The organism is Hymenobacter metallilatus (genome assembly GCF_003944705.1).
Taxonomy (GTDB): domain Bacteria; phylum Bacteroidota; class Bacteroidia; order Cytophagales; family Hymenobacteraceae; genus Hymenobacter; species Hymenobacter metallilatus.
In genome coordinates, this window is record NZ_RWIS01000002.1 from 291,579 (window position 1) to 315,142 (window position 23,564).

Consider the following 23,564-nt stretch of genomic DNA (forward strand, 5'->3'; position numbering starts at 1 on the left):
ATGGAAAAAATTCTCGTGCCTCAACTACCCCGGCCGCCGCGTCGGTGCCGGGTAACGACCCGCTGACCAGAGTAGGGTTGCGTACTGAGGAGCAAAAAACGGGCTAGGGAGTAGGTTGCTGAGCCAGTAGTACGGCCCGGTACAGGTTCACAATGCCGCCCGTGCGCGAGAGAGTAGAGAAGTCAACCAGCTTGTTGGTGCCAGGCTGACGCACCTGGGTGTGCACGGGCTGAGCCGAGGCCAGAATGATGCGCTTGAGCTGAGCTGCCGTCAGCTGTGGGAAGTAGGATTTGAGCGTGGCTGCAATGCCCGTAACTACGGGCGCGGCCATGCTGGTGCCGCTGAGGTTGCCGTACTGGCTGCCGGGCAGAGTGGAGTAAATCTGGTTGCCGGGCGCAAACACATCCACCCGCAGCTTGCCGTAGTTGGAGAAGTCGGCGGCCAGAGTTTCGTCGTTGGTGCGGGCCGAGGCACCCACCGTTATCATATTCGGTACGGGCTGGCCGTTCTGGAAGGTGGGCGCGGGGTATTGGGCTGCGTTGTCGAGGTTGTTGTTTTCGTTGCCGGCCGAGTGAATGAGCAGTACGCCTTTGGTGTTGGCGTAGCGGATGGCTTCCTCCACGGCCGGGCGCTGGGGCGAGTAGTACTTGCCGAAGCTCATATTGATGATCTGGGCGCCATTATCTACGGCGTAGCGGATGGCATTGGCCACGTCCTTATCCCGCTCATCCCCATCCGGCACGGCCCGCACCGACATGATCTGTATGTTGGGTGCCAGGCCCAGAATGCCCGCGCCGTTGTCCCGGTCGGCCCCGATAATGCCCGCCACGTGGGTGCCGTGCATGGGGTCGGGGCCGGCAACGTCGCGGTTGCCGTAGTTGCGCTGCTTTACGTTTTCGGGCTGGTCGCCTACAATAGTGCGGGGGTTGAAGCGCAGGTTCAGGCCATAGTCGAGCTGGTCCTGGGTTTCCTGCAGGCCCTTTTTCATTTCCACCAGCACATCATCCAGGGAGGCAAAACCAGTCTGGAGCAGCGTCTGGTAGAGGCCCCGGGTTATCTGGCGCACTTCCGGGTCCTGGGTGGGCGGGTTGCGCAGGGTAGCCGTATCCAGCCGGGTTACTCCCAGGGTTTGCTTGAGGCCCTCGGCACCCTGGGCGTTTTCGGCGTAGGCCTGGCCAAACTGCCGCAGCTGCTCAGTATTTTCCTTCACCTTCGCCTCGTAAGCCTTTCTTACCCGCAGGTACAGGTCGTACTCCGGGCGCTTGGCGGCCGGTACCGCGGCGCGGGTTTTGCCCTGGTACAACGGCTTGAGGCGGGCCAGCAGGCGGGTTTCCTCCAGGGCTTCCTGGTTGACGTTGCGGCCATCAGGCCCGCCCAGGAAATTCCAGCCCCACACGTCGTCGGTGTAGCCGTTTTTATCGTCGTCTACACCGTTGCCGGCTATTTCGCGGGGGTTATGCCACAGCACGCGCTTCAGGTCGGCGTGGGTGGTGTCGATGCCGGCATCAATAACGGCCACCAACACCGGCGTGGATACCTTGCCCTGGAGCAGTTCCTGGTACGCCCGGTTTGCGCTGATGCCCATTACGCCCCCATCCTGCTGGGCGTCGAGCAGGTACCACTGGGGCGAGGCCGGGGCCGTTGGAGTTGGTAAAGGGGAAGCTGGGGGCGTAGTCTGGGCCGAAACCAGCACCGGCAACAGCAGGGAAATACCCAGCAGCCGCAGCCGGTAGGGGAAGGGAAATACCATGCGAAAGAAAAACAAACGAAACGACCGATGTACGCAAGCACCGGGCCAAGAGGCCAAGTCGCGCGAAAGTAGTTTCTCCGGGCAGTATCTGGCCGGTATGCAAAAGCTGCTGATTCTGGGCTGGTGGGTTATAGGGTTGAGACAACTGCCTTGCATGAAAACGGCACCACGCAGTTACCCGCACCACCCAAACACAGAAAAACGAGCGGGGCTTTTTGCGTAAGTTTTGCGGATGAAAGTGACCTGCCTGCTGCTGGTTCTGGGGGTGTTAGGCGCAGCCCGTACCGCCCGGGCCACCGCCCAGCAGCCCGACTACCTGGTGTACCGGGGTGATACTTTACAGCTACAGTCGAACCCGCTGGAAGGTTGGCTGCATAAGCTGCCGCAGCGCCCCCCGGAGCTGGAAAGCGGGTCTACGGCCTGCTGGCGCGGCTATACCGCCACTTGGCTGCTGGAAAACGGCCAGCTGTTTCTGCTGGAAATCCGGCCCGGCTGCAACTCCAGCAAAGCATCAATTCCGCTGCGCCGCTGGTTCCGGCCCGATGCGCGCGGCCGGGTGGCCGCCACCTGGGTGAGCGGGACGCTGGACATGCCCTTGGGCAAGCTGCTGCACTACGAGCATATGGGCTACGGGTCGATGTACGAAAAGGACTGGCTGCTGACGTTTCAGCACGGCCGCCTTGTTGGCCAGCACACCTACCGCAACCGGGCGGCCCCCGTGCCGGAAAGCGAGCAGTTGCAAAAGCAACTGTACCAGACCGTGGAATGGAGCCGGATTTCGAAACAGCCGGAGGCAGCTTACCGCGTATTCGTAGAGTTCCGGCCCGACAGTACCGGCCGACACTGCGCGGTAGTCATCCGCAAAGGTACCGACCAGCCCTACGCCGCCGCGGCCCTGGCCGCCGCCCGCCAGCTGGCCCGCCGTAACTGGGGTGCCACCTACCGCTACGGCCGCTGGGTTCCGATGCGGTGGACGATGCCCGTCACGTTCAGCGAAGAAAACCGCCGCAAATACGCCCGGCACTGAACCTGCCACCAAGCACACTGCCTACCGTGGTCATCCGAACAATGATGCGCCAGCCGGTAGCAACCGACTCTCAAGCTGCCAGCTGCCGCCGGATCGGGTGGAGCGGCTGCAACTCTCCCGGCCGGGACTCTATCTTTACCGCCCGGTCACCTCAACCGCCTCGTTCATGCGCCTCCGCTTTCTCCGCGCCGCTTTATCGGCCCTTTTACTATTTAATTCTCAATTTTTAATTGAAAAAGCCCACGCTCAGGCTCCCAAAACCTGGTCTTCGTCGGAGATTCTGCTGGGGCTCAAGAAGCTGAACGTGCTGGGCTCGGCCCTGTACGTGGCCGCCCATCCCGACGATGAAAACACCCGCCTGATTGCCTACCTCGCCAATGGCCGCCTCGTGGAAACCGGCTACCTCAGCTGCACCCGCGGCGACGGAGGCCAGAACCTCATCGGCCCGGAGCTGCGCGAGGGGCTGGGCGTCATCCGCACCCAGGAGCTGCTGGCCGCCCGCCGCATCGACGGGGGCCGGCAGTTCTTCACCCGGGCCAACGACCTCGGCTTCTCGAAAACGCCCGAGGAAACCTTCACCATCTGGGACAAGGAGCAGGTACTGGCCGACATGGTGTGGCTAATCCGCCAACGCCGCCCCGACGTGCTGATTACCCGCTTCCCGCCCGACGCCCGGGCCGGGCACGGCCACCACACGGCCTCGGCCATGCTGGCCATTGAGGCCTTCTCGGCCGCCGCCGACCCCAAGCGTTTCCCCGAGCAGCTACAATATGTGCAGCCCTGGCAGGCCAAGCGCCTGCTCTGGAACACCGGCTCCTTCTTCGTGAAGCCCGGCGAGGACATGAGCCAGTACTTCAAGCTGGATGCCGGCGGCTTCAACCCGCTGCTAGGGCAGAGCTACGGCGAAATTGCCGCCCGCAGCCGCTCCCAGCACCGCAGCCAGGGCTTCGGTAGCAGCGCCCAGCGCGGCGAGGCCCCGGAGTATTTCCAACTGCTGAAAGGTGAGCCCGCCAAAACCGACCTGTTCGACGGCGTAGACCTGACTTGGAACCGGGTGCCCGGCGGCGCGGCCATCGGGAAGATGATTGATGAGGTAATTCGGAAGTATGATCCGGCCAATCCGAGTGCGAGTGTGGCGGGGTTGCTGAAGGTTCGGGCGGAAATAGACAAACTATTAAATGCTTCTTTCTGGGATTCCGAGAAAGGCCAGGAAGTTAATGAATTGGTTTACGCTTGTTTGGGGTTGAGCCTTTCTGCTGTTTCTCAAGAATCTGCTGCAATTCCTGATGGGAAACTTGATATAGCTGTTGAAGCCTTAAATCGTTCATCAGTTCCTGTGAAGCTCAAGGTGCTGCAAGTTCCTGCCATAGAGCCGCCGCTGCCTAAACTTCAGACGGTAGGTAATATGGCCATCCAGGAAGTTAACGTAGAACTAGCTAATGGCAAGTCACTCCTAAAGAAGACAGCCATTACGATACCGGCTAACCAATATGTATCCCAACCATATTGGCTGCGTGAGCCCGGAACGATAGGTATGTACAAAGTGCCGGAGGTGGTAGAGAATTTTAGCTGGCCTGAACATCCTCATATAGCTAATCGGCTTGAGAGGTGGGAAATTCTTGGAAACCCAGAAAACGTATCGGTAAACCAAGTTCTATTTACTGTAGAAGTGGCTGGAGTTCCGCTCAATTACACCGTCCCCGTCCAATACAAAAGCACCGACCCGGTGGAAGGGGAAAAGTACCGCCCGCTGACGGTGGTGCCGCCGGTGATGGTAAACGTAGGCGGCCACGCCTACGTGTTTGCCGATAACCAGCCCAAAACGGTGCCCGTGACGCTGCGGGCCGGTAAAGCGGGCGTGAAGGGTACCCTGGCCCTGAGTCTGCCCAAAGGCTGGACGGCCGAGCCCGCCAGCATTCCGTTTGAGCTGGCCGCCAAAGACGCCGAGCAGACCGTGCAGTTCCGGGTGCAGCCCGGCGCCGGGGCCGCGGAAGGCAAATCGGAGCTGCGGGCCGTGGCTACCGTGGAGGGGCAGGCGTACTCGCGCGGCTACCAGACCATAGCCTACTCCCACATTCCCACCCAAACCCTGTTCCCCGAAGCCGTGGCCCCGCTAGTGAAGCTGGATCTGCGGCGCAAGGGCCAGGAAATCGGCTACCTGATGGGGGCCGGCGACGAGGTGCCCGACGCCCTGCGCCAGATCGGCTACACCGTGACCCTGCTCAAGCCCGAGGACATCACCGACCAGAACCTGCGTCGCTTCGACGCCGTGGTGCTGGGCGTGCGCGCCTACAATACCCTGGACCGCCTCAAAACCCTGCAGCCCACGCTGCTGAAGTACGTGGAACAGGGCGGTAACCTGGTGGTGCAGTACGTGGTGAACCGCGGCACGGTGCTGCCCCAAATCGGCCCGTACCCGCTCACCCTAAGCTCGGACCGGGTAACGGTAGAAAACGCGCCCGTCACCTTCCTCAACCCCAGCCAGCCCCTGCTCAACACCCCCAACAAAATCACCAGCAAGGATTTTGAAGGCTGGGTGCAGGAGCAGGGCCTCTACTACCCCAGCCAGTGGGACCCCAAATACCAGACCGTGCTCAGCAGCCAGGACCCCGGCGAAACCGCCAAACAAAGCGCCATCCTGGTAGCCGATTACGGCAAAGGCCACTACATCTACACCGGCCTCAGCCTGTTCCGGGAACTGCCCGCCGGCGTGCCCGGCGCCTACCGGCTATTGACGAATATGGTGTCGTTGGGCAAGTAGCGCGCAGTTCCGCTTCGCGCACGAGCCGCAGGCGAGTATCCACGCGGGCGGTGCGGTACCAGATACTCGCTTCGCTCGTGCGCGAAGCAGAGCTGCGCGCTACCTGGCCGGGCCGCAGCCAGACTACGTTATTTTCTATGTGGCTGTACCTTCGTCTGCTACTCCTTACGCTGGCCTCAGTGCCGCTGGTGCTGTTATTGGTCCTAACCGTAGATAGGCCACTGGCCGGGCTACTGCACCAGCACGGCGCGCCGCTGCGGCCATTTTTTGCGGGGCTGATGCGGGTGCATGATGTGGCCACCACGCCATTGATGACGCCGTGGCTGTGGCTGGTGTGCCTAGGCCGGGTGGTGTTGGAATTTCACTGGCTTAGCGACGTGGTGGCCGGGGCCGCCCTGGGCCTGCTGCTCACCTGCCTCTGGGAGCTGGCCACCGGCTGGCTCCCAGAGGCCGTGTAGCGCGCAGCTCCGCTTCGCGCACGAGCGGAGCGAGTATCTGATACGGCACCGCCCGCGTGGGAACTTGCCTGCGGCTCGTGCGCGAAGCGGAGCTGCGCGCTACTGGTGGGCGGCATTCTATAGCCATCCGGGCGCGAAGCGGCGCTGCGCGCTGCTGGAAGCTCGGTTTCCTGCGTTATCTTTCCACCGTCAATTCCTTTCCTATCGTGCCGCATAGTCCGTCTTCCGAAGTTGAAACCGACAAGCCCCCGCTGCTGCCCTCGTGGCGGGCGTGGTACTGGCTGGTGCTGGGGGCGCTGGCGCTGGAAATCGGACTGTTCGTGTACCTGACCCGGGCGTTTGCATGAGCGGGCTCGACTGGCTGATTCTGGGCGGGACGCTGCTGTTCATTGTGGGCTACGGCACTTGGCGCACCCGCCGCGCCGGCGAGTCCCTGGACGGCTACTTGCTGGGCGGGCGGCAGGCATCGTGGTGGGCCATTGGGCTCAGCATTATGGCTACCCAGGCCTCAGCCATTACCTTCCTGAGTACCCCCGGCCAGGCCTACGACGACGGTATGCGCTTTATCCAGTTCTACCTGGGGCTGCCGGTGGCCATGGTGCTCATTGCCATTTTTGTGGTGCCTATTTACCATCGGCTCAAGGTATTTACGGCCTACGAGTACCTAGAAGGCCGTTTTGACAGGCGCACCCGTACCTATGCGGCCCTGCTGTTTCTGGTGCAGCGGGGGCTCAGCAATGGCCTGAGCCTGTACGCCCCGGCCCTGGTGCTGTCGGCTATTCTGGGCTGGGATATTCAGCTGACGGTGTGGCTGCTGGGCACCCTGATGATTGCCTACACCGTGTCGGGCGGCACCCGGGCCGTAATGGTAACCCAGCAGGGGCAGGTGGCCGTGATTTTCGTGGGGCTGCTGGTGGCGGGCTATCTGCTGGTACACTATCTGCCCCAGGAAGTGGGCTTTACCGATGCCCTGCGCGTGGCCGGGCACCAGGGCAAGCTCAACCTCATCGACTTCCACTTCGACCCCACCGACCGGTACAACTTCTGGTCGGGCATGACAGGCGGGCTGTTCCTGGCCCTCTCGTACTTCGGCACCGACCAAAGCCAGGTGCAGCGCTACCTCACCGGCCGCAACGTAACGGAAAGCCGCCTGGGCCTGCTGATGAACGGCCTGCTTAAAGTGCCTATGCAGTTCGGGATTCTGCTGCTGGGTGTGCTGCTGTTTGTGTTCTACCAGTTCAACCCGGCCCCGCTCACCTTCAACCGGCCGGTGTACATGCAGGTGGCCCACTCCGAGCGGTACGGGCCAGCCCTGCGGGAGCTGGAGCGGGAGCACGCCACGCTGTTTGAGGTGCGCCGCCGGGCCACCGGCCGGCTGGTGCAGGCCTTGCAAGCCGAGGACCCCGCGGCCATTGCCGCCGCCGAAACCCACCTGCAGGCCACCCAGGCCGCTAACCTGGGGCTGCGGGAACAAGCCCAGCAGCTGCTCAAAAAAGCCAAGCCCGCCACCGAAGCCAAGGATACAGATTACGTGTTCCTCACTTTCGTGCTCAACTACCTGCCCCAGGGGTTGGTAGGGCTGCTGGTGGCCGTGGTGCTAAGTGCGGCCCTGGGCTCGGCCGCGGCCGGCCTCAATGCCCTGGCCTCCACCACGGTAGTTGACCTTTACCGCCCCCGCCACCCTGGGCAGGCCGAAACGCACTATGTACTAGCCTCGCGGGCGGCAGCCGTAGGCTGGGGTGTACTGGGTATCGGGTTTGCCACCTTCGCTGCCCGCCTCGAAAACCTGATTCAGGCTGTCAATATTCTGGGCTCGTTGTTCTACGGCACCATCCTGGGCATTTTCATGGTGGCCTTCTTTCTGAAAGCCGTGGGCGGCCGGGCCGTGTTTTGGGCCGCCGTAGTAGCCCAGGCCGTGGTGCTGGCCCTGTTTTTCGCCACCGATATCGGCTACCTCTGGTTCAACATCATCGGTTGCGCCGTGGTGGTAGGAGGAAGTTTGCTGGGACGCCAGACTAAAAAAGGCTAAACGTTAGTTCCCCTCCTTGGAAAGGAGGGGCTAGGGGTGGTTGACCTTGCGCATGAACATGTATTAGAGCTAATTCTAGCACCCGTTCAACGCATTAACCACCCCTAGCCCCTCCTTTCCAAGGAGGGGAACTAACGTTTAGCCTGTCAGCTTCCGCTTACAGCTTGCCAACCTTCTTGGCTTCCATAATCAGGTCCTCGTTCATCTTCACGTAGTCGGCATTTTTGTTGTCGAGGGCCAGCTTCTTCGACTGCTCGGCGGCCGTTATGGCGCCTTTGTAATCCTTCATCTTCATGCGGATTTTAGCCTCCGTGAGCAGGTTCCAGAATTTTGGATCCTTTTCATTGGCCTTTTGCATCCAGGTAAGGGCCTGCTTCAGGTCCTTGTTGCTGTCGAAGTAGTACACCGCAGCGGCGGCCAAGTCGCCGTTGCTGGGGTTGGCGTTTTTGATGACTTTCTCCTCAATCTGCGCCATCACCTTGGGCTCCACGTCAGTGATGATTTTGAACTTGGCCCCGGTCATTTCCCACTGGATGTCCACGGTGGCGGTGGCGGGGGTGAGGTCGGTGAAGTTCATGGTGAAGGTTTCCACTTTAGTGGGCACCTTGTAGGTTTTGATGGTGAAGCGGGCTACGTCCTCGTCGTCCTTGAAGGCGTCCACGTCGGCGCCCATCTTGGTGCTCTTGTTCAGCACCACAATCCACTCGGTTTTGCCGGGGATGGTGTAGAGGCCGTACTCGCCGGCGGGCACCTTTTTGCCCTCGATGGTTACGTCGTCGGAAAACTTGAGGCTGGTGGTGGCGTTAGCGCCGGTGCGCCACCGCTTGCTGAACGGTACCAGATTGCCAAAAGCCACGCGGCCGCGCAGGCTGGGGCGGGAGTATACTAGCGTAACATCGGTGAGGCCCACGCGCTGCTGAATGGTGCTTTTGGGGCTGGCCTGGGGCGTGCTGATCTGGGCCTCGGCGGCGGCGCTCAACAGCAGGCCGCTGACCAACAGGGTGGCGCTCAGCGTGCGGGAACTGAACTTGGAAAAAGTCGAAGTAATCATTCGTAAGGAGAAAAAGGACGTTGGGAATACGGGGCGAAAGTAGGTAAAACTGTTTGGGTAACGGGTGCAGAATGTCGGCCTACTGACGGGCGGCGGCCCATTCGGCTGCAGCTACTGGTGCTGTTGCGAAATCTGGAGGCGCTCCAGCAAGGCGGCCACGTCGGCGGCCGTGGCGGGGGCTTGCAGGCGGCGCATATCCAGGTAGTAACAGGCCGCTTCTGATGGATATAATAGGAGCCAGTGCGGCTGCACCCACACGGCCCGCCGGATCAGGCTCCAGTTGGCAGAAAACTGTCCCCCTACAGTATGGGTAACAAGTTCAGTATCCGTTAGGGTAAAGTCCACGGGCTGTTGCAGCGTGGCGTTGCGGGCGTAGCCCCGGCGCAGCTGGTAACGCGCCAGTCCCGCGCGAAATACGGCATATAGCACCGCTACGACCAGAAAAACCAGGGTGGAGGGTTGGCTTAGCTGGCCGTGCTGGTAGATATCCAGCCCCACACTCAGGCCCAGCAGCCCCACGGCCGCGCCCAGAATCCAGTGGTTGAGGCGGGTGCGAGGCCGGGTCCGCCAGAGCCGGAAGTTTACGGCCACAAACTCCTCGGCCGTGAGCTGCACGCCGGTCAGCGTAATCGGGGTTGGCTTCATCAGGAGGCGAAGGTAGCTGCTGGGCCGCTTTCCGTGCGGTAACCAACCAGGGCCAGCACGTCTACTACCGTGTACGGCTCGGGCACGCGGCGTAAATCCAGGTAGTAGGCGAAGTCGGGACCGGGATAGAGCAACAGCCAGTCGCCTACTTGTTGCACGCGGGTGAGGGAGTGCCAGGGCAGCCGCTGCCAGCCCTGGGGCCACTGCACAGCCAGGCCGGTTTCGGAAACCCGGAAGCTCAGTGGCCGGGGCTGCGCCCGAAACTCCCGAAACGCCCGCCGATATTCCCACCACTGGTAGAGCAGCCCCAACCCGGTGAACAGGCTGAAAAATAAAACGTTGCCGAACCAACCTTTAGGCTTGAGCGCCACGGAGCCACCGACCGCCGCGCCCAGCAACCCCAGCCACAGCGCCATCTTCCGCTTCCAGGGATCAGACGTAGCCGGCTTTTGCTGGTTAGCTAGCTCCGGGTACCGCCGCCGCTCCTGCGCCTGATGAATCTGCTGGTACTCCGGGAAAGTGGGCGGGGTGGCGGGGAGGTGAATGGGAGACATTAGGTGGTTATTCTATTTCTGTCATGAGCGAGAACCGGTGTATGCCACGTTGCTCAAATAACCTGAACACTTGCTTCACTTGTGAAGCTGCCATTCTTTCATCTAAGCGTAAGTAGCACCTCACCCCGAAAGGGCCATAAAACGGGTTCAATTCGGGAGCCTTGAGTTTAGCCGCTTCGATGTACGCCGACAACTCATGGACTGGTATGCCTACCTGTACTACTTGTTTACGGTCGGCTACCGGTATATTGAGATAAGCGGGCAGCAGCTTCACCGGTAACCCGATGTAAGGTAGAGAAAGTAGCTCCCGGCGTTGAGCAGCGTTCAGCTGTATGCCTTGCTGTGCGGCTACGTATTCTACGTAGCTACTTTGGGCAGAAGGGTACTTGGCGTACATATAAATTCGGCCAGCAACGTCTTCCGTTATTCTAATGTCAGGATAGCTATCTGCTTCCAGATTACAAACAGAAGTAACGTTCGAACTCGGGAGATGCACAACGGGTAAATCATCCGCAAACTTAGCCGACGACATAAACAAAGTGCTCAGCAGCAACAGCAGCCCGCCCCACAGCCCCAGCTCCGGCCGCAGCAACTCGATACGTGGTAGTCTGGTTTGCATGGTGGGGTAGTGGGTTGCTGGCTACGTTTGGCGGAATATAACGTAAAACGGGCCCCTATAGAAGTGGGGCCCGTTGGTGTAGTGTTTCTTGAGAAGATCAAGAAGGCTTGGTATGGGCCGGAGCGCAGTTCCGGGGTACACGTTCTGTGGTATAACTCCGCGCCTTACGTCAACTCAAACTGCAGCTTCAGCAAGTTGGCGTAGAGGCCGTTGTCGAACTGGGCCAGCTCGTCGTGAGTGCCCTGCTCTACAATGCGGCCTCCGTCAATAACCAAGATCTTGTCTACTTTGCGGATGGTGCTGAGGCGGTGGGCAATGATGATGCTGGTGCGATTCTGCATCAGCTCGTCCATGGCGCTTTGTACCAGCTTTTCGCTTTCAGAGTCCAGGGAAGAGGTGGCCTCGTCGAGGATGAGGATGGCTGGATTCTTCAGGATGGCGCGGGCAATGGCAATGCGTTGGCGCTGTCCGCCCGAGAGCTTAATGCCCCGCTCACCCACCAGCGTATCCAGCCCCTCGGGGAAGGAACTGATGAACTGCCAGGCATTGGCCTTCCGAGCTGCCTCAATAATCTCCTCATCGGGGGCCGTAACTTTGCCGTAGGCAATATTTTCGCGGATGCTGCCCCCGAACAGAATGGTTTCCTGCGGCACAATACCAATGTGGCGGCGCAGCTCCGTCAGGTCGTAGTGGCGAATGTCCCGCCCGTCTACGAGTATCTGGCCGCTGCTTAGCTCGTAAAACTGCATCAGCAGCTGCACAATGGTGCTCTTGCCCGCACCCGAGGGGCCCACCAGCGCAATCTTCTCGCCAGCCTGAATCCCGAAGCTGATGTCGTTGAGCACAGCCAGATCGGGGCGGGTGGGGTAACGGAACTGCACATGCTCATACTCGATGTTGCCCTGTAGCTGTACGGGCTGCGCGCCGGGCTGGTGGGTGGGCTCGGTGGGCTCGTCCAGCATTTCCAGAATCCGCTCCGAAGCGCCCAGTGTGCTCTGCACCTTACCATATAACTCACCCAGGCCTGCCACCGAAGCTCCAATGAACATCGTGTATAATGCAAATTGGGTCAGGTCGCCAATGGTCATCTGACCGGCCTGCACTAATGTAGCCGCACGCCACAGCACCAGTACAATACCGCCGAATAAGCCAATAATGACGAACGACACAAAGCCGCCACGGTAGAGGTTGCTTTTCAGGGCGGCCCGCACAGTATTGGTTAGGGAGGAGGTGTAGCGCTGGGTTTCAAACTGCTCGTTGGTAAAGGCCTTCACCGTGTTAATGCCCTGCAGGGTTTCCTCTACGATGACGTTGGTCTTGGCCAGCTCGTCCTGGGTAGTTTTGGCAAGCCCCCGGATTTTCCGGCCGAACACCATGGCCAGCACCACAATCGGTGGGAACGTCAGCAGCATGAACATCGACAACTTCACCGACACTATCATGATGAATACAACGCCAGCCAGCAACGTTGTCACCTGCCGGAACAGCTCGGCCAGCGTCAGGGAAAACGAATCCTGGATAATGCCTACGTCAGAAGTGATGCGCGAAGTAATGGCGCCTACGCGGTTTTTCTCAAAATACGGAATAGGCAGCTTTACGAACTTGCGGTAGAGCGCCTGCCGGATGTCGCGCACCGTGAACTCGCTCACCTGCGTGAAAAACCAGATGCGCCCGAACGAAAACAGTCCCTGCAACAAAATCAGCACCCCAAAGCCTAGAGCAATCTGGTTGATGGAAACCGCCCTACCATTGGGCAATAGTACAGGGTTATTGCTGGCTGCATCGGCTAGTTTGCCAATCAGCCACGGAAAGGCCATGGTGCTAGCGCTGGACAGTGTGAGCAGCACCGTACCTATAATGAACTTGGTGCGGTAGGGCAGCGTGAAGCGGAAAATCCGCAGACCTTGCTGAAAACTCTCCTTGGTAAGCTTGACCTTGGGGGCATCACTGCCTGCCTGGCCACTGGTATTCATTCCGCTTCTGGCTGCCATGTGTTTAAGTAGGAGCTAGGAGTCAGGAGCCAGGAGCCAGAAGGAAAATCTGAATGACAAATTCGTCGCCAGATTCCTGCCTTCTACCTCCTAGCTCCCAGCTCCTTTATTCAAATTTATTCTTCCCCTGCTCCACCTTCAGGCCCTCGGAGTTACCGAAGGGGATGGGCAGGCGCACCTGGGTGGCAATGGGCTGACCCTGACGGGTAGCCGGTTTCCAGGCCGGCATCTGGCCCAGCACCCGCAGCGCCTCCGTGTCGCACTCAGGGCTGAGGGGCTGCACCACCGAGGGGTTGGTGAGGTGGCCGTCGGCTTCTACCGTAAAGGTCATCACCACGTTGCCGCTGATTTGCTTGACGCTGGCCGCCTCCGGATACTTTAAGTTTTGCTGAAAAAACGTGCTCAAGGCTTGTACTCCCCCCGGAAACTGGGGAGGCACATCGGGGCGGTTAGGAGCGGGCCGGGCCTGGGCTTGCATACGGCCCGGCTGCAACGTAATGGGTTGCTTGGGAGCCGGTGTTTGCTGGGCCTGGGCCGCCTGGGCCAACAAAGTTAGCAGCACAAAGATGAAGAAAGCATGTTTCATAGGGTAGGCAAGGTTGGGAGTGTCAAGTGCTAAGTGGTTGGTAGTGAGTAGTAAGTTCAGTGCAGGTTGTAGATATCCTGGCACTTATCAGCCTACACTGAATACTCACTACTAACTACTCACTACTACACAAAGGTACGCCTCCCTTAACAACGCCTAGGCCACGGGGTTCAATTCCAGGTTGCGGGGGCGCGAAATTGCCAGCAAACCCAGGAAGGTAATCAGGCCGTTAAGCATCAGAATCTCGAAGCCGAACTCATAGCCCCACCAGGCTTTGGAGTTGGCGTTGATAAACCACGTAAGCAGCGGGGCCACCACGCACACGGGCAGCACCAGCTTATCGGTGAGGCCGCGGCTGGTGAAGATGCCGAACGAAAACAGCCCCAGCAGCGGCCCGTAGGTGTAGCCCGCCGCCTTAAACACGGAGGTAATCACGCTCTGGTCGTTAATGGCCCGGAAAATCAGAATGATGATGATGAGCACGATGGAGAAGCCGAAGTGCGTGGCCTGACGCAACTGCTTCTGTTTGGCTTCGTCGTACTGCTTGATATCGAGCATGTCCACGCAAAACGAGGTGGTCAGGGCCGTGAGGGCCGAGTCGGCGGAGGCGTAAGTCACGGCAATGATGCCCAGGATGAATACGATGCCGGCAAACAGCGAGAAATGGTTGGTGGCCAGCAGCGGAAACACATTGTCGCCGATAACCTTGCCGGTGGCCGGGTTCAGAGGCAGCTGAATGCCCTTGGCGGCGGCAAACTGGTAGAGCAGCACGCCCAGCGAGAGGAAGAACACATTCACCACCACAATGGCCAGCGTAAACCAGAACATGTTTTTCTGGGCGTCGGGCAGGCTGCGGCAGCTCAGGTTTTTCTGCATCATATCCTGGTCGAGGCCCGTCATAACGATGGTGATGAAGGCCCCCGAGGCAAACTGCTTCCAGAAGAACTTGTCGTCCTTGGGGTCGGAGAAGTAAATCTGCGACATGGTGCTTTCCTTCACCGTTTTCACCAGCCCGGCAAAGCCTAGGTTCAGCTCATCGGCCATCAGGTAAATGCTCACGCCCACGCACACGAGCATGGCCATGGTCTGGAAAGTATCGGTCCAGAGGATGGTTTTGAGCCCGCCCCGGAAGGTGTAGAGGTAAATCAGGAAAATGCTGACCGTCACCGTCACGGCAAACGGCACGCCCAGCCCATCAAACACGGCAAACTGCAGCACGCCCGCCACCAGAAACAGCCGGAATGCCGCGCCCACGGCCCGGGAAATCAGGAAAAACAGCGCCCCCGTCTTGTAGCTCCAGAACCCAAACCGCTGCTCCAGGTAGGTGTAGATGCTCACCAGCCGCAGGCGGTAATACAGCGGCATGAGTACGGTGCCAATTACCAGGTAGCCCACAATGTAGCCCAGCACCACGGCCATGTAACTCCAGCTCTGGGAGGCCACCATGCCGGGGATGGAAATGAACGTGACCCCCGACAGTGAAGTGCCAATCATGGCAAAGGCCACCATGTACCAGGGCGCATTGCGGTTGGCTATAAAAAACGACTCACTGGTGGCCTTGCGGGAAGTGAGGTAAGCAATGATGATGAGGACGACGAAATAGCCCGCAATCAGGCTCAAAACGAGGGTGGGGGACATTTTTTTGAGCTATTGGGTGTTAGCTGTTGGCTGTTAGCTTTTCGGACGGAGAAGGGTGAACCCCTCTTGCCATGCATTGAACATTGCAACAGAACGTCAAAGCTAACAGCTAATAGCCAAAAGCTAATAGCCCAATCAACTACTCCGGGCGGAGGGTGCGGGTACCGGCGTAGTAGTAAAGTTCTGCCAAGGCCTTCTCGTAGCTGGCCCGCATACTTTCCTGTTTCAGGCGCAGGTCAATAAGCTTGGTTTCGCGGGCATTCACGAGGAAGATGGTGCTTTCGCCCAGCTCGAACTTCTGTAGCTCGGCTGCCAGCAGCACCCGCTGGTTGGCAATGGCCTGGGCCTGTACCGCCAGCTGGCGCTCGTAGGCCTTGAGCGTGTTGTACTTGGCTCCCACCTGGTTGGTAATCACGCGGCGGCTGTTTTGCTGCTCCAGGTTGGCGTCCTGCACCTTCAGGCGGGTTTGCCAGAGCTTGCCCCGCTCTTTGCGCAGAAACAGCGGAAAGGCAAAGTCTACGCCCACTTTGTAATTGTCCCGGCCGAAGTCGTAATACGCCGGTACCTCGGGGCGGTAAAAGTCGCCGCGGCTGAGCAGGTAGCCGCTCACGTTGATGGTAGGCTTGAGCAGCTCGCGCCGGTATCGTTCTTCCACGCCCAGCTGCCGGATTTTGGCATCCAGCTTGAGCAGGGTGGGGTGGCGGTTGGTGGCGAAATCCAGCAATTGCTCAAAGCTGGCCGAATCGAGGGGCGTCAGGGGAGGCGTTTGGGGAACGGCATACGCCGGCAGCTCCACCGGCTGGCCGTCCTTGTTCCAGAGGTGGTTGGAGAGCAGCAGGCGGGCGTTCTGCAGCTCTACCCGCAGTTGCTCGTACTGCACCTGCCGGTCCTGCACCGTAATCTGGGCTTCTACTGAATCGACGGGGGCTTGGTCACCGAGCTGGGCCCGGCGGCTGGTACCCCGGAACCGGGTTTCGGCCAGCTCAATGCCTTCCTGAATCAGCAGCATCTGCTGGTAGGTATAGTACCAGTTCCAGTAATCCTGAGCTGCCTGCAGCCACACCTCGTTGATCTGCTTCACCCGTTCGGCCTCGGCGGCGTCCACCAGTATACGGGCCTGGCGCAGGGTGCTGCGGCGCTCATCAATGAGCAGGCCCTGCCCCAGGGGCACCGAGAGGCCCGCTACTGCCAGCCCCCGGAGCGGGGTGCGGTATTCGGGGTTGACGTAGGTGCCCACCATCCGGTCGTAGCCCACCTTCAAATCGATGCCGCCGGGCCATACGGGTACTTTCAGCTCATTGGCCCAGTTATTATAATAATCGGTGCCGCCAAAAATCTTGCGGTCAAACCCCGAGCCCAGCTTGGGGTCGAAGCCGCCCCGGGCCTGCTGCACCTGGGCGCGGGCGTCGTCGCTGAGCAGGGCTGCCTGCTTTACCACCGGGTGGGTGGTAAATACCAGGTCGGCTAGGTCCTGCAACGAGAATACGCGGGCCGTATCCGTGGGCAGTCGGTCTGGTGCCAGCTGGCGGGTTTGCAGCGGGGCCGCCTCCAGCCCGGGCTTCTGGGTAGGCAGGCGAGGGTCCTGGGCCTGTAGGGGGGCGCTGCCCAACAAGCCACCCAGCACCAGCAGGGCTGGGCGGGCGGCCAGTGAGCGAGGAAGGAAGGCGGCGGTCAGGCGCCGGAATACACGCGGGAACGACATGGGCACTGTTACTTGTCCTTCGTAGCGGTTTCTTTGATGGGAGCTTCGGCGGTGGGCGCTTGCAGGCTGGGCGGGAAACCGTTGAGCTGCCGCCAGATTTCGTACCACACCGGTACCGAATCCAGAATAACCCAGCCGTACACACCCGAGCCCAGGCGCAGCTGCGCCGGCCAGGGGTGGTCCCGCTCGTGGTGACGGTCGGGGCGTACCAGCAGCCGGTACTTGCCATTGGTGCTGCTCACCACGTCAATCACCGTTACGGTGCCGCCAAACGTGCCCACCGCTACCGAGGGCCAGCCCGAAAACTGAATGGCCGGCCAGCCATCAAACTGCAGCCGTACCTGGCGGCCGCGCTGAATCAGGGGGACATCCATGGCGCGCACGTACAGCTCGGCGGCCAGCACCGGGGCGTCGGGCTGCAGGGTGGCAATGGATTCACCTTCCTTAATGGTTTCGCCGATGCCGGCTTTGAGCGTGCGCACCACGTACCCGCTTTGGGGAGCCCGCACCACGTACAGGGCCCGGCGCACATCCACGTTGGCAATTTTATTGCGCAAAGAGGCTACCTCGCCCTCCGAGGAAGCCCGGCTCGATACGGCGGAGCTACGGTCGGAGAGGGTTTTAGCCACATCCTGCTCGTACTTGGCACGCAGGTTACTCAGCTCAATCCGGGCGTTGGCTAAGGCCTGGCGGCTGCTGGCTACCTTGTTGCGGGCCGCCGTAACCTTCGCCAGATCCTCCTGCAGCTTCAGGCGGCGCGTTTCAATATCAGTGAGCGAAAACAACCCATTCTTGTAGCCTTCCTCGTAGCGGGCCAGCCGGGACTGGGCAATCTGGTAGAAGTTGGTGGCGGCCGCCAGCTCGGCCTGGTCGATGTTGAGGTAATTGGTGGCCTGCTCTATCTTATTACGGGCTGAAGACAGCTGCACTTCCAGGGTGGTACGCAGGGCCTGGAGCTGCTGGTCGGTGGCCTGAATTTTGGCGGCATTGGCGGCTACGTTGCCCCGTTTGGCGGCTAGCTGCTCGTTGAGGCGGGCCGGCAGGTTGGGGTCGAAGTACTCATCCTTGATTTCAGAAATGGTAAGGATAGTGTCCCCGCGCTTCACCAGCTGCCCTTCGCGCACGTTCCAGTGCTCGATGCGGCCGGCAATCTGGTTCTGCACGGTCTGGGGGCGGTCCTGGGGCCGCAGGGTAGTAAGGGTGCCCGTGCCCTGAATGGTCTGGCGCCAGGGCAGAAACAGTATAACCACAAACACCAGAGCCACTGCCAGCAGCACGCGGCCCAGCCGGCGGCCGCCTTTGGGGTCCAGCAGCTCCTGGTGGGAGAGTTTCAGCTCCTCGTCCCACACGGTGTTATCAATGGCGTGGTTGGATAGGTTAAGCATGGGGCGCATCAGTTGTATGCTCTTCTATCGGCAGGTCCGTGACAACGGCCAGCTTTTCTACGCCGGTCAGCATGTCAAAAATGGTGCTTACACCAGTCATAAGCTTCTCAATGGAGCCGCTGATCTGTACAATCAGTACCTCGGCGGCCACAAACTGCCCTAAGGTCATCTGCCGGGACACGACAAACAGCGTACCGGCAATCAGCAGGCCTGCCGTAAGCACGGTGCGCAGGGTGATGGCCCAGCCAAAGTATGATTTGAGCACCCGGAAGTGACCATTACGGGCCCGCAGGTAATCGGCCGTGAGCTCATCCGTGTACTCCAGGGCCAGTTGTTGCTCCGGGGCGTTATGCCGGAACTGGGGCAGGTTGCCGGCCACCTTTTCCAGCCAGTCCACGGTTTTGTACTTATACGATGATTCCTCCAGGCTGGTACGCAGGGCGCGGCGGTAGTTCAGCACATAAATCAACCCCAGAATAAGCAGGGTAGCCAGCCCGAAACCAATGAAAATGGGGTGGTAAAAGGACAGCACAATGACGGCAAACAGAATCTGAAAGCCGGCAAACATCAGGTCAATCAGGAGCTTGGTAAGGCCCTTCTGCACCGTCAGGATATCGAAGAAGCGGTTTACCAGCTCCGGTGGGTTTTCACCCTCCAGCGCCTTAGGCTGAATGCGCGGTAACCGGTACGCAAACTCAATTGCTGCTTTGGCAAACAGCCGCTGCTCAATGGCCTCAACCAGGGTAAGCTGTCCTACCAGCAGCAGGCCACCCAGCAGTACCCCCAGCACCACTACCCCAATCAGAATATAGGTGGAGCTGAAAACTGCACCCGTCGACACCAGGTTAAACACCGCCTGGGTGCCCAGCGGCAACGTAAGGCTAATCAGACCCGTGACGATGGCGTAGTAAAAGATGTAGCGGATGGAGCGTCGTTCCGTATCGAGCATACGGGTGAGGCGCTGCCACGGGGTGGGAGGCGGTAGATTGAGGGTTTTTGAGGCCATGTGGGGCAAACGAATAACTAAAGCACTTGCAGACAAACTGCACGCCGGGTCCAAATGGCTCCGGAGGCAATTGGTCCAGCCAGAGAGCAGTGGAGCAGAAACATTGGGAAAGCCAGAAAGTAGCTCCGCTTATCATCCACCTGCGCTAAGGCATACATCACTTTCCAACCACAAAAGTATAGCTCAGGTTATCGGCTTTGGATTTAATTGTGGTTAAAATAGCATTAAATTAATTTAATGTCACGTATCAGGGACAGTAAGTTGATAATTCACAGTTTATAACGCTACCTACAACGCACTGTGGAAGCTCAACGGTAACAAGCTGCTTACCCTGAAAAAATAAGCCGCTGGGTTATTCCCAATCCTGCCAGCGCACTACTTCTCCCACGGTCGGAGCGTGCAGCTCGCCGCGCAACATACCGCCGTTGGCTACCAGCTGCAGCTCCCGGAGGGGCTCGGAGGCTGGCTCGTCGCTGAGGTCAAAGGTGCCGTAGTGCATGGGTACGATGTGGCCGGCGCGCAGCAGGTTCACGGCTTTGGCTGCCTCGTGTGGGTTCACGTGGCTCAACTGCATCATGTAGGGCGGCTTGTACGCTCCAATAGGCATCAGTACAATATCGAGGGGGCCAAACTGCCGCTCTATTTCCTCGAAGTGGCCGGCCATGGCCGTGTCGCCGGCGAAGTAAATAGTGCGGCCATCGGGCAGGCGCAGCAGAAAGGAGCCCCACAACACCGTGTTCAGATCAAACAGCCCCCGGCGGTGCCAGTGGGAGGCGGGCAGGTAAAACAGCTCGAAGGGGGCGGCTGGCCCCAGGTCAAACTGCTGCCACCAGCCTGCTTCCTGCACCGGTAGCCCCGGCACCATGCGCCCGGCCAAGCTTGCCATGCCTAAGGGGCCAAACGCCCGCAGCCCCGGATTCTGCCGCGCCAGCAGCCGCACCGATTTCTCGTCCAGATGGTCGCGGTGGCCGTGGCTGAGTAAGAGGTAATCGAGGCCAGTAAGCTGCTCCACCGGGCATGGCAGGGCGTGGCGACGACGCAGGCCCAGCGAGGAAACCAGCACCGGATCAAAGATGAGAAGCTTGCCGGCTACTCGCAGCAAAAAGGAAGCGTGGCCCAGCCACACCAGGCCCTCGTCCGGGCTCCGCAGAAACTCCGTGCAGTCTACTACCTCAGGCACCCAGGTATCAGCTTTTTTCTCCTCCTTCTGCGGATTCTTGCTTAGCTGCCATTTGAGTACGGTACCAAAGCTCGGCTCATACAGCTCTTCGCCGTTGCAGTACTCACGCCCGATCATCTTGTTGCCGGGGTAGTTGGGCTTAATAATGGGCAGTTGCGGATTATGGACGAAACGCGGGGCAGAAGCCATAGGAAGAGGGAGGGCCGGAAAAAACCGGCCTAAAGAAACAGCCAAAACAAACGGGCAATCCGAAGTGCCTTCCGATTGCCCGTCTTATTCTCTTGCATCAGCAAAAACTCAATACCCACCGGGTACGCCGGGCCCAAACAGGGGCGAGTAGCTCCCTGGGTACGCCGTGGCGCCGTTGCTTACCCGCACCCCACCCGATACCGAAAAGTTCTCGGTAATGTGGTAATCGGCCCGCAGATGTACTCCGGTGCCCATATTGCCACCAAAACCGGCGTATGGACTCACTGCCGGGCCGGCCGTTGGCGTTAGGTCTTTCCAGGCTGAGCCAGTGAGCATCACCCGGGGCGATAAGGCATATTGCCCGCCCCCGTGCAGCAGGAAACGGTTGGTAGCCGCCGGAAAGGCAAGGCGGTTTTCGCCGAAGGGAGCAGTTGCCGGCCCCGCTACCGTGCGCAGATAGGTAACTCCGCCAAACACCGAGAAGCGTTGCGTAACCGGCACCGAAACCATTGGCATCAGGTAGGTAGCCGAGCCGTAACGGCCGGCAACCAGGGCTCCGGCGTTTAGGCTGTACTGCGGCCGGAGCCCCAGGCGGGCCACCCCGGCAGGAGCGGTTTGGGCCTGGGCGGCAGCGGCCAGCAGCGCCAGGGCAGCTACAATAGACAAGCGTGAAAGCATAAGGAAGGTACTGCCTGGCAGTGCAACGGATGGGTAACGAAGGTACAAACGGCAGATGAGGAAAAGTAGTGCAACTGCAGCGGGGGCGGAAGGAGCGGGGCCGTTACCGCGCCTTGCCGTTCAGCCACTCGGCGCGGAATTTCTTTTGCGCCCTGGTTACGGGGCGCTTCGCCTGCTCGTAGGTAACCACTTCCAGGGCATTGTCTTCCTGCAGCGTTACAGAGCCTGTGCGTACCAGGCCCCGAGAGCGGTATTCTACCGGCAACGTGTCGCCGGGCTTATGGGCGGCCAGCAAGGCTTGTACCTCCTTGGCATTGATGAGTTTGCGCCCATCCAGCAGGAGTAGCACATCCTCCCGGTCGAGGCCGGCCTGGTAAAGGGGGCTGCCCAGCAGGGTAGTGCCCAGGGTGGCAGTGCTGTCGGGGTTGAACTGTAGGCGGGCGGCCAGCGTAGTCTGACCGGCGCGGGCCCGGCGCACCAGCAGGCCAGCCGGGGCCAGCAACTCCTCGTATGCTGGTAGCTGATGGCCCGTAATGTGCTGCCGGAAAAACTGCCCGGCAAAGGCAGTGTCTTTGGTTACCTGGCCCAGTACCCGTTGCAGGTCGCGCAGGGTATAGGGCCTGGCGGGTGCATAGTTCTGTTGAGCGCCGTGCTGCTGCCACAAGGTGCGCATATACGTGTCGAGGTCTGTTTTGTAGCGGCTGCGCAGCTCCAGATCCAGCGCCAGGGCATTGGCTGCCCCAATGTAGTAGTAGCTCAGGTAGGTATTGGGGCGGTTGTTGGGGTCGATGGCCGCGGCGGCATCCACGAAGGGCGCCTGCTGGCTCATGTACACCGGGGAGTAGCGGCTGGCTCCCGGGGAAAGGAGCATCGCCCCAACAATGCCGCTGAGAGCTTCCTTGGCGTATTCATCGTCGGTGTACACCCCGGCCCGGCGTAGCAGCAGCTCGCCGTAATACTGCGTGAAGCCCTCGGCAAACCACAGGTTGCTGCTCATATTAGCCCGCTGAAAATCGAACGGCTCCAAGTCCTGGGGGCGCAGGCGCTCCACGTTCCAGCTATGAAAAAACTCGTGGGCCACCGTGCCCAGATTGTCGATGGCCCCGGGGCCCCGCAACGGACGGTTGCTGGTGAGGCTGGTGGAGTTGCGGTGCTCCATGCCGTCGCCGCTGGTCTGGGGCAGGTAGTTGGCCACGAAGGTGTAACGGCCGAAATCGTACTCAGGCAGCCCGCCAAAAATAGCAGCAGCTTCCTGCACAATTTTCTGGGTAGAAGCCACGTAGGCATCCAGCTCCGCGGGTGTACCGTCGTGGAGGACCTGCATTTCGATGGTGCGGCCCTGCAGCTGCCAGCTACGCACCTGTTGCGGCCCCAGCGAGGTAGGCGAATCCATGAGGTACTGCAGGTTGGGCGCGGTCCAGGTGCCGTCTGCTTCGGGCTTAAGCTGAGAGGCTACAGTCCAGCCCTCGGGCAGCTGAAACTGCACGGCCGCCGGCCGTTGCTCCAGGCCCTGGGCGTAGGCCAGCGTGGCGGGAATGTTCAGGTGGGCATGGCGGCTGTCGATACCGGCGTAAGTACCGTCGGTCCGGTCACCAAACAGAGTGTAGGTAAAGATAACCGTGCCATCGTGGCCGGCTACTGTCCAGCCATAGGGGTCGGGTTTTTCCGCAGTCAGCGCTTTTCCTTTGGAGTCAGTAGCCTGCACATCATATACATTCTTGGCAAACTCGTGCAGGGCGTAGCGGCCGGGCGAGGAGCGAGCCATGCGTACCTGCAGCGGGCCAGCCGGCACCTCCCGGAACGTGACCGTAATGCGGGCTTCGTGGTGGACCGCATTGGGCATTGCCACCGTGTAATGCACAGGGGCCTGGGCCCGCGTGGGAAGGTGCAGGGCCAGCGGGAAAGCCAGGGAAAGGAGCAGGGCGGCGGTTTTCCGCATAAGGGTTGGGTAGTAAGCAGGTAGAGGATGGATACAGACGCGAACCTACGGCTTTCCGTTGCGAGTTGATGGCCAGGCTCGCTTTTCGGGCTAAATGCGGGTGTGGCATTTTCAAAAAGCACCGTTTTCGTGGCGCTTAGCCGAAGGCGTAGTAGGTGGAATTTGTCTGCTTCGCTGAAGGTTGCAGACCAGGCGCAAGAGGTGCGTCGGGAAGCGGCTACCGGCGGTGGAGTGGTCTGACTGGCTTCCTGTAACATAACACGCACGAAGCCCCGGAGCCCTGGCCGGCGTAGTATAGGCGGCAGACATACATAGAGCGGTTTTATAAACAGCGTCTTCTCCTCGGGCCGATTCAATGATGCCGTTCAAGGCCGAG

At 60.2% G+C, this 23,564-nt stretch carries 19 protein-coding genes; 5 read left to right on the plus strand and 14 right to left on the minus strand.

Annotated features, from left to right (window positions below; genetic code table 11):
• Window positions 1-103 precede the first annotated feature (103 nt).
• A complete protein-coding gene (locus EI290_RS04635) occupies window positions 104-1,750 on the minus strand; it encodes a S8 family peptidase (RefSeq protein ID WP_125427231.1) in 1,647 nt (548 codons plus the stop codon).
• Between the two features lie 232 nt (window positions 1,751-1,982).
• Here EI290_RS04635 and EI290_RS04640 point away from each other — a divergent pair, with 232 nt between their 5' ends.
• The 5 genes from EI290_RS04640 (at window position 1,983) to EI290_RS04660 (ending at window position 8,025) form a co-directional block, all read left to right on the plus strand.
• Window positions 1,983-2,777, plus strand: coding sequence for a hypothetical protein (locus EI290_RS04640; RefSeq protein ID WP_125427233.1), 795 nt, complete (start codon window positions 1,983-1,985; stop codon window positions 2,775-2,777).
• Between the two features lie 166 nt (window positions 2,778-2,943).
• The gene (locus EI290_RS04645; protein WP_125427235.1) at window positions 2,944-5,538 is read left to right on the plus strand and encodes a PIG-L family deacetylase; all 2,595 of its coding nucleotides are present in this window, start codon (window positions 2,944-2,946) and stop codon (window positions 5,536-5,538) included.
• Between the two features lie 137 nt (window positions 5,539-5,675).
• Window positions 5,676-5,996 carry a phosphatase PAP2 family protein gene (locus EI290_RS04650; RefSeq protein ID WP_125427237.1) on the plus strand — a complete coding sequence of 107 codons (321 nt, stop codon included), beginning with the start codon at window positions 5,676-5,678 and terminating at the stop codon, window positions 5,994-5,996.
• A gap of 206 nt (window positions 5,997-6,202) precedes the next feature.
• Window positions 6,203-6,343, plus strand: coding sequence for a hypothetical protein (locus EI290_RS22360; protein ID WP_185816857.1), 141 nt, complete (start codon window positions 6,203-6,205; stop codon window positions 6,341-6,343).
• On the plus strand, window positions 6,340-8,025 hold the full coding sequence (locus EI290_RS04660; RefSeq protein ID WP_125427241.1) for a sodium:solute symporter: 1,686 nt from the start codon (window positions 6,340-6,342) through the stop codon (window positions 8,023-8,025). The genes EI290_RS22360 and EI290_RS04660 overlap by 4 nt, the downstream gene beginning before the upstream one ends.
• 157 nt (window positions 8,026-8,182) lie before the next feature.
• Here the strand turns inward: EI290_RS04660 and EI290_RS04665 are convergent, their stop codons facing one another.
• From EI290_RS04665 to EI290_RS04725, 13 genes are all read right to left on the minus strand, one after another.
• Window positions 8,183-9,076, minus strand: coding sequence for a DUF2911 domain-containing protein (locus EI290_RS04665; protein ID WP_125427243.1), 894 nt, complete (start codon window positions 9,074-9,076; stop codon window positions 8,183-8,185).
• A gap of 111 nt (window positions 9,077-9,187) precedes the next feature.
• On the minus strand, window positions 9,188-9,721 hold the full coding sequence (locus tag EI290_RS04670) for a hypothetical protein (protein WP_125427245.1): 534 nt from the start codon (window positions 9,719-9,721) through the stop codon (window positions 9,188-9,190).
• Window positions 9,721-10,275, minus strand: coding sequence for a hypothetical protein (locus EI290_RS04675; protein WP_125427247.1), 555 nt, complete (start codon window positions 10,273-10,275; stop codon window positions 9,721-9,723). The genes EI290_RS04670 and EI290_RS04675 overlap by 1 nt, the downstream gene beginning before the upstream one ends.
• A 7-nt stretch (window positions 10,276-10,282) precedes the next feature.
• Window positions 10,283-10,894, minus strand: coding sequence for a hypothetical protein (locus tag EI290_RS04680; RefSeq protein ID WP_125427249.1), 612 nt, complete (start codon window positions 10,892-10,894; stop codon window positions 10,283-10,285).
• A 164-nt stretch (window positions 10,895-11,058) separates the two neighbouring features.
• On the minus strand, window positions 11,059-12,885 hold the full coding sequence (locus EI290_RS04685) for an ABC transporter ATP-binding protein (RefSeq protein ID WP_125427251.1): 1,827 nt from the start codon (window positions 12,883-12,885) through the stop codon (window positions 11,059-11,061).
• Between the two features lie 106 nt (window positions 12,886-12,991).
• Window positions 12,992-13,471, minus strand: a complete 480-nt coding sequence (locus tag EI290_RS04690; RefSeq protein ID WP_125427253.1) for an energy transducer TonB — start codon at window positions 13,469-13,471, stop codon at window positions 12,992-12,994.
• Between the two features lie 156 nt (window positions 13,472-13,627).
• Window positions 13,628-15,109, minus strand: coding sequence for a sodium:solute symporter (locus tag EI290_RS04695; protein WP_185816845.1), 1,482 nt, complete (start codon window positions 15,107-15,109; stop codon window positions 13,628-13,630).
• Between the two features lie 139 nt (window positions 15,110-15,248).
• A complete protein-coding gene (locus EI290_RS04700) occupies window positions 15,249-16,811 on the minus strand; it encodes a TolC family protein (protein WP_125427255.1) in 1,563 nt (520 codons plus the stop codon).
• A gap of 8 nt (window positions 16,812-16,819) precedes the next feature.
• Window positions 16,820-18,196 carry an HlyD family secretion protein gene (locus EI290_RS04705; protein WP_125427257.1) on the minus strand — a complete coding sequence of 459 codons (1,377 nt, stop codon included), beginning with the start codon at window positions 18,194-18,196 and terminating at the stop codon, window positions 16,820-16,822.
• The gene (locus tag EI290_RS04710) at window positions 18,189-19,202 is read right to left on the minus strand and encodes an ABC transporter transmembrane domain-containing protein (protein ID WP_185816846.1); all 1,014 of its coding nucleotides are present in this window, start codon (window positions 19,200-19,202) and stop codon (window positions 18,189-18,191) included. The genes EI290_RS04705 and EI290_RS04710 overlap by 8 nt, the downstream gene beginning before the upstream one ends.
• A 352-nt stretch (window positions 19,203-19,554) precedes the next feature.
• On the minus strand, window positions 19,555-20,571 hold the full coding sequence (locus EI290_RS04715) for an MBL fold metallo-hydrolase (protein ID WP_125427259.1): 1,017 nt from the start codon (window positions 20,569-20,571) through the stop codon (window positions 19,555-19,557).
• Between the two features lie 108 nt (window positions 20,572-20,679).
• Entirely contained in the window at window positions 20,680-21,249 is a 570-nt protein-coding gene (locus EI290_RS04720; protein WP_125427261.1) for a hypothetical protein, read from the minus strand.
• A 103-nt stretch (window positions 21,250-21,352) separates the two neighbouring features.
• Window positions 21,353-23,188 (minus strand): M61 family metallopeptidase, encoded by a 1,836-nt coding sequence (locus EI290_RS04725; protein ID WP_125427263.1) that lies wholly within the window; start codon window positions 23,186-23,188, stop codon window positions 21,353-21,355.
• Window positions 23,189-23,564 lie beyond the last annotated feature (376 nt).

Bases quoted from the DNA above. Each gene is read 5' to 3' on its own strand.
- EI290_RS04635 (WP_125427231.1), bottom strand. From the start codon at position 1,750: ATGGTATTTCCCTTCCCCTACCGGCTGCGGCTGCTGGGTATTTCCCTG.
- EI290_RS04640 (WP_125427233.1), top strand. From the start codon at position 1,983: ATGAAAGTGACCTGCCTGCTGCTGGTTCTGGGGGTGTTAGGCGCAGCC.
- EI290_RS04645 (WP_125427235.1), top strand. From the start codon at position 2,944: ATGCGCCTCCGCTTTCTCCGCGCCGCTTTATCGGCCCTTTTACTATTT.
- EI290_RS04650 (WP_125427237.1), top strand. From the start codon at position 5,676: ATGTGGCTGTACCTTCGTCTGCTACTCCTTACGCTGGCCTCAGTGCCG.
- EI290_RS04660 (WP_125427241.1), top strand. From the start codon at position 6,340: ATGAGCGGGCTCGACTGGCTGATTCTGGGCGGGACGCTGCTGTTCATT.
- EI290_RS04665 (WP_125427243.1), bottom strand. From the start codon at position 9,076: ATGATTACTTCGACTTTTTCCAAGTTCAGTTCCCGCACGCTGAGCGCC.
- EI290_RS04670 (WP_125427245.1), bottom strand. From the start codon at position 9,721: ATGAAGCCAACCCCGATTACGCTGACCGGCGTGCAGCTCACGGCCGAG.
- EI290_RS04675 (WP_125427247.1), bottom strand. From the start codon at position 10,275: ATGTCTCCCATTCACCTCCCCGCCACCCCGCCCACTTTCCCGGAGTAC.
- EI290_RS04680 (WP_125427249.1), bottom strand. From the start codon at position 10,894: ATGCAAACCAGACTACCACGTATCGAGTTGCTGCGGCCGGAGCTGGGG.
- EI290_RS04685 (WP_125427251.1), bottom strand. From the start codon at position 12,885: ATGGCAGCCAGAAGCGGAATGAATACCAGTGGCCAGGCAGGCAGTGAT.
- EI290_RS04690 (WP_125427253.1), bottom strand. From the start codon at position 13,471: ATGAAACATGCTTTCTTCATCTTTGTGCTGCTAACTTTGTTGGCCCAG.
- EI290_RS04695 (WP_185816845.1), bottom strand. From the start codon at position 15,109: ATGTCCCCCACCCTCGTTTTGAGCCTGATTGCGGGCTATTTCGTCGTC.
- EI290_RS04700 (WP_125427255.1), bottom strand. From the start codon at position 16,811: ATGTCGTTCCCGCGTGTATTCCGGCGCCTGACCGCCGCCTTCCTTCCT.
- EI290_RS04705 (WP_125427257.1), bottom strand. From the start codon at position 18,196: ATGCTTAACCTATCCAACCACGCCATTGATAACACCGTGTGGGACGAG.
- EI290_RS04710 (WP_185816846.1), bottom strand. From the start codon at position 19,202: ATGGCCTCAAAAACCCTCAATCTACCGCCTCCCACCCCGTGGCAGCGC.
- EI290_RS04715 (WP_125427259.1), bottom strand. From the start codon at position 20,571: ATGGCTTCTGCCCCGCGTTTCGTCCATAATCCGCAACTGCCCATTATT.
- EI290_RS04720 (WP_125427261.1), bottom strand. From the start codon at position 21,249: ATGCTTTCACGCTTGTCTATTGTAGCTGCCCTGGCGCTGCTGGCCGCT.
- EI290_RS04725 (WP_125427263.1), bottom strand. From the start codon at position 23,188: ATGCGGAAAACCGCCGCCCTGCTCCTTTCCCTGGCTTTCCCGCTGGCC.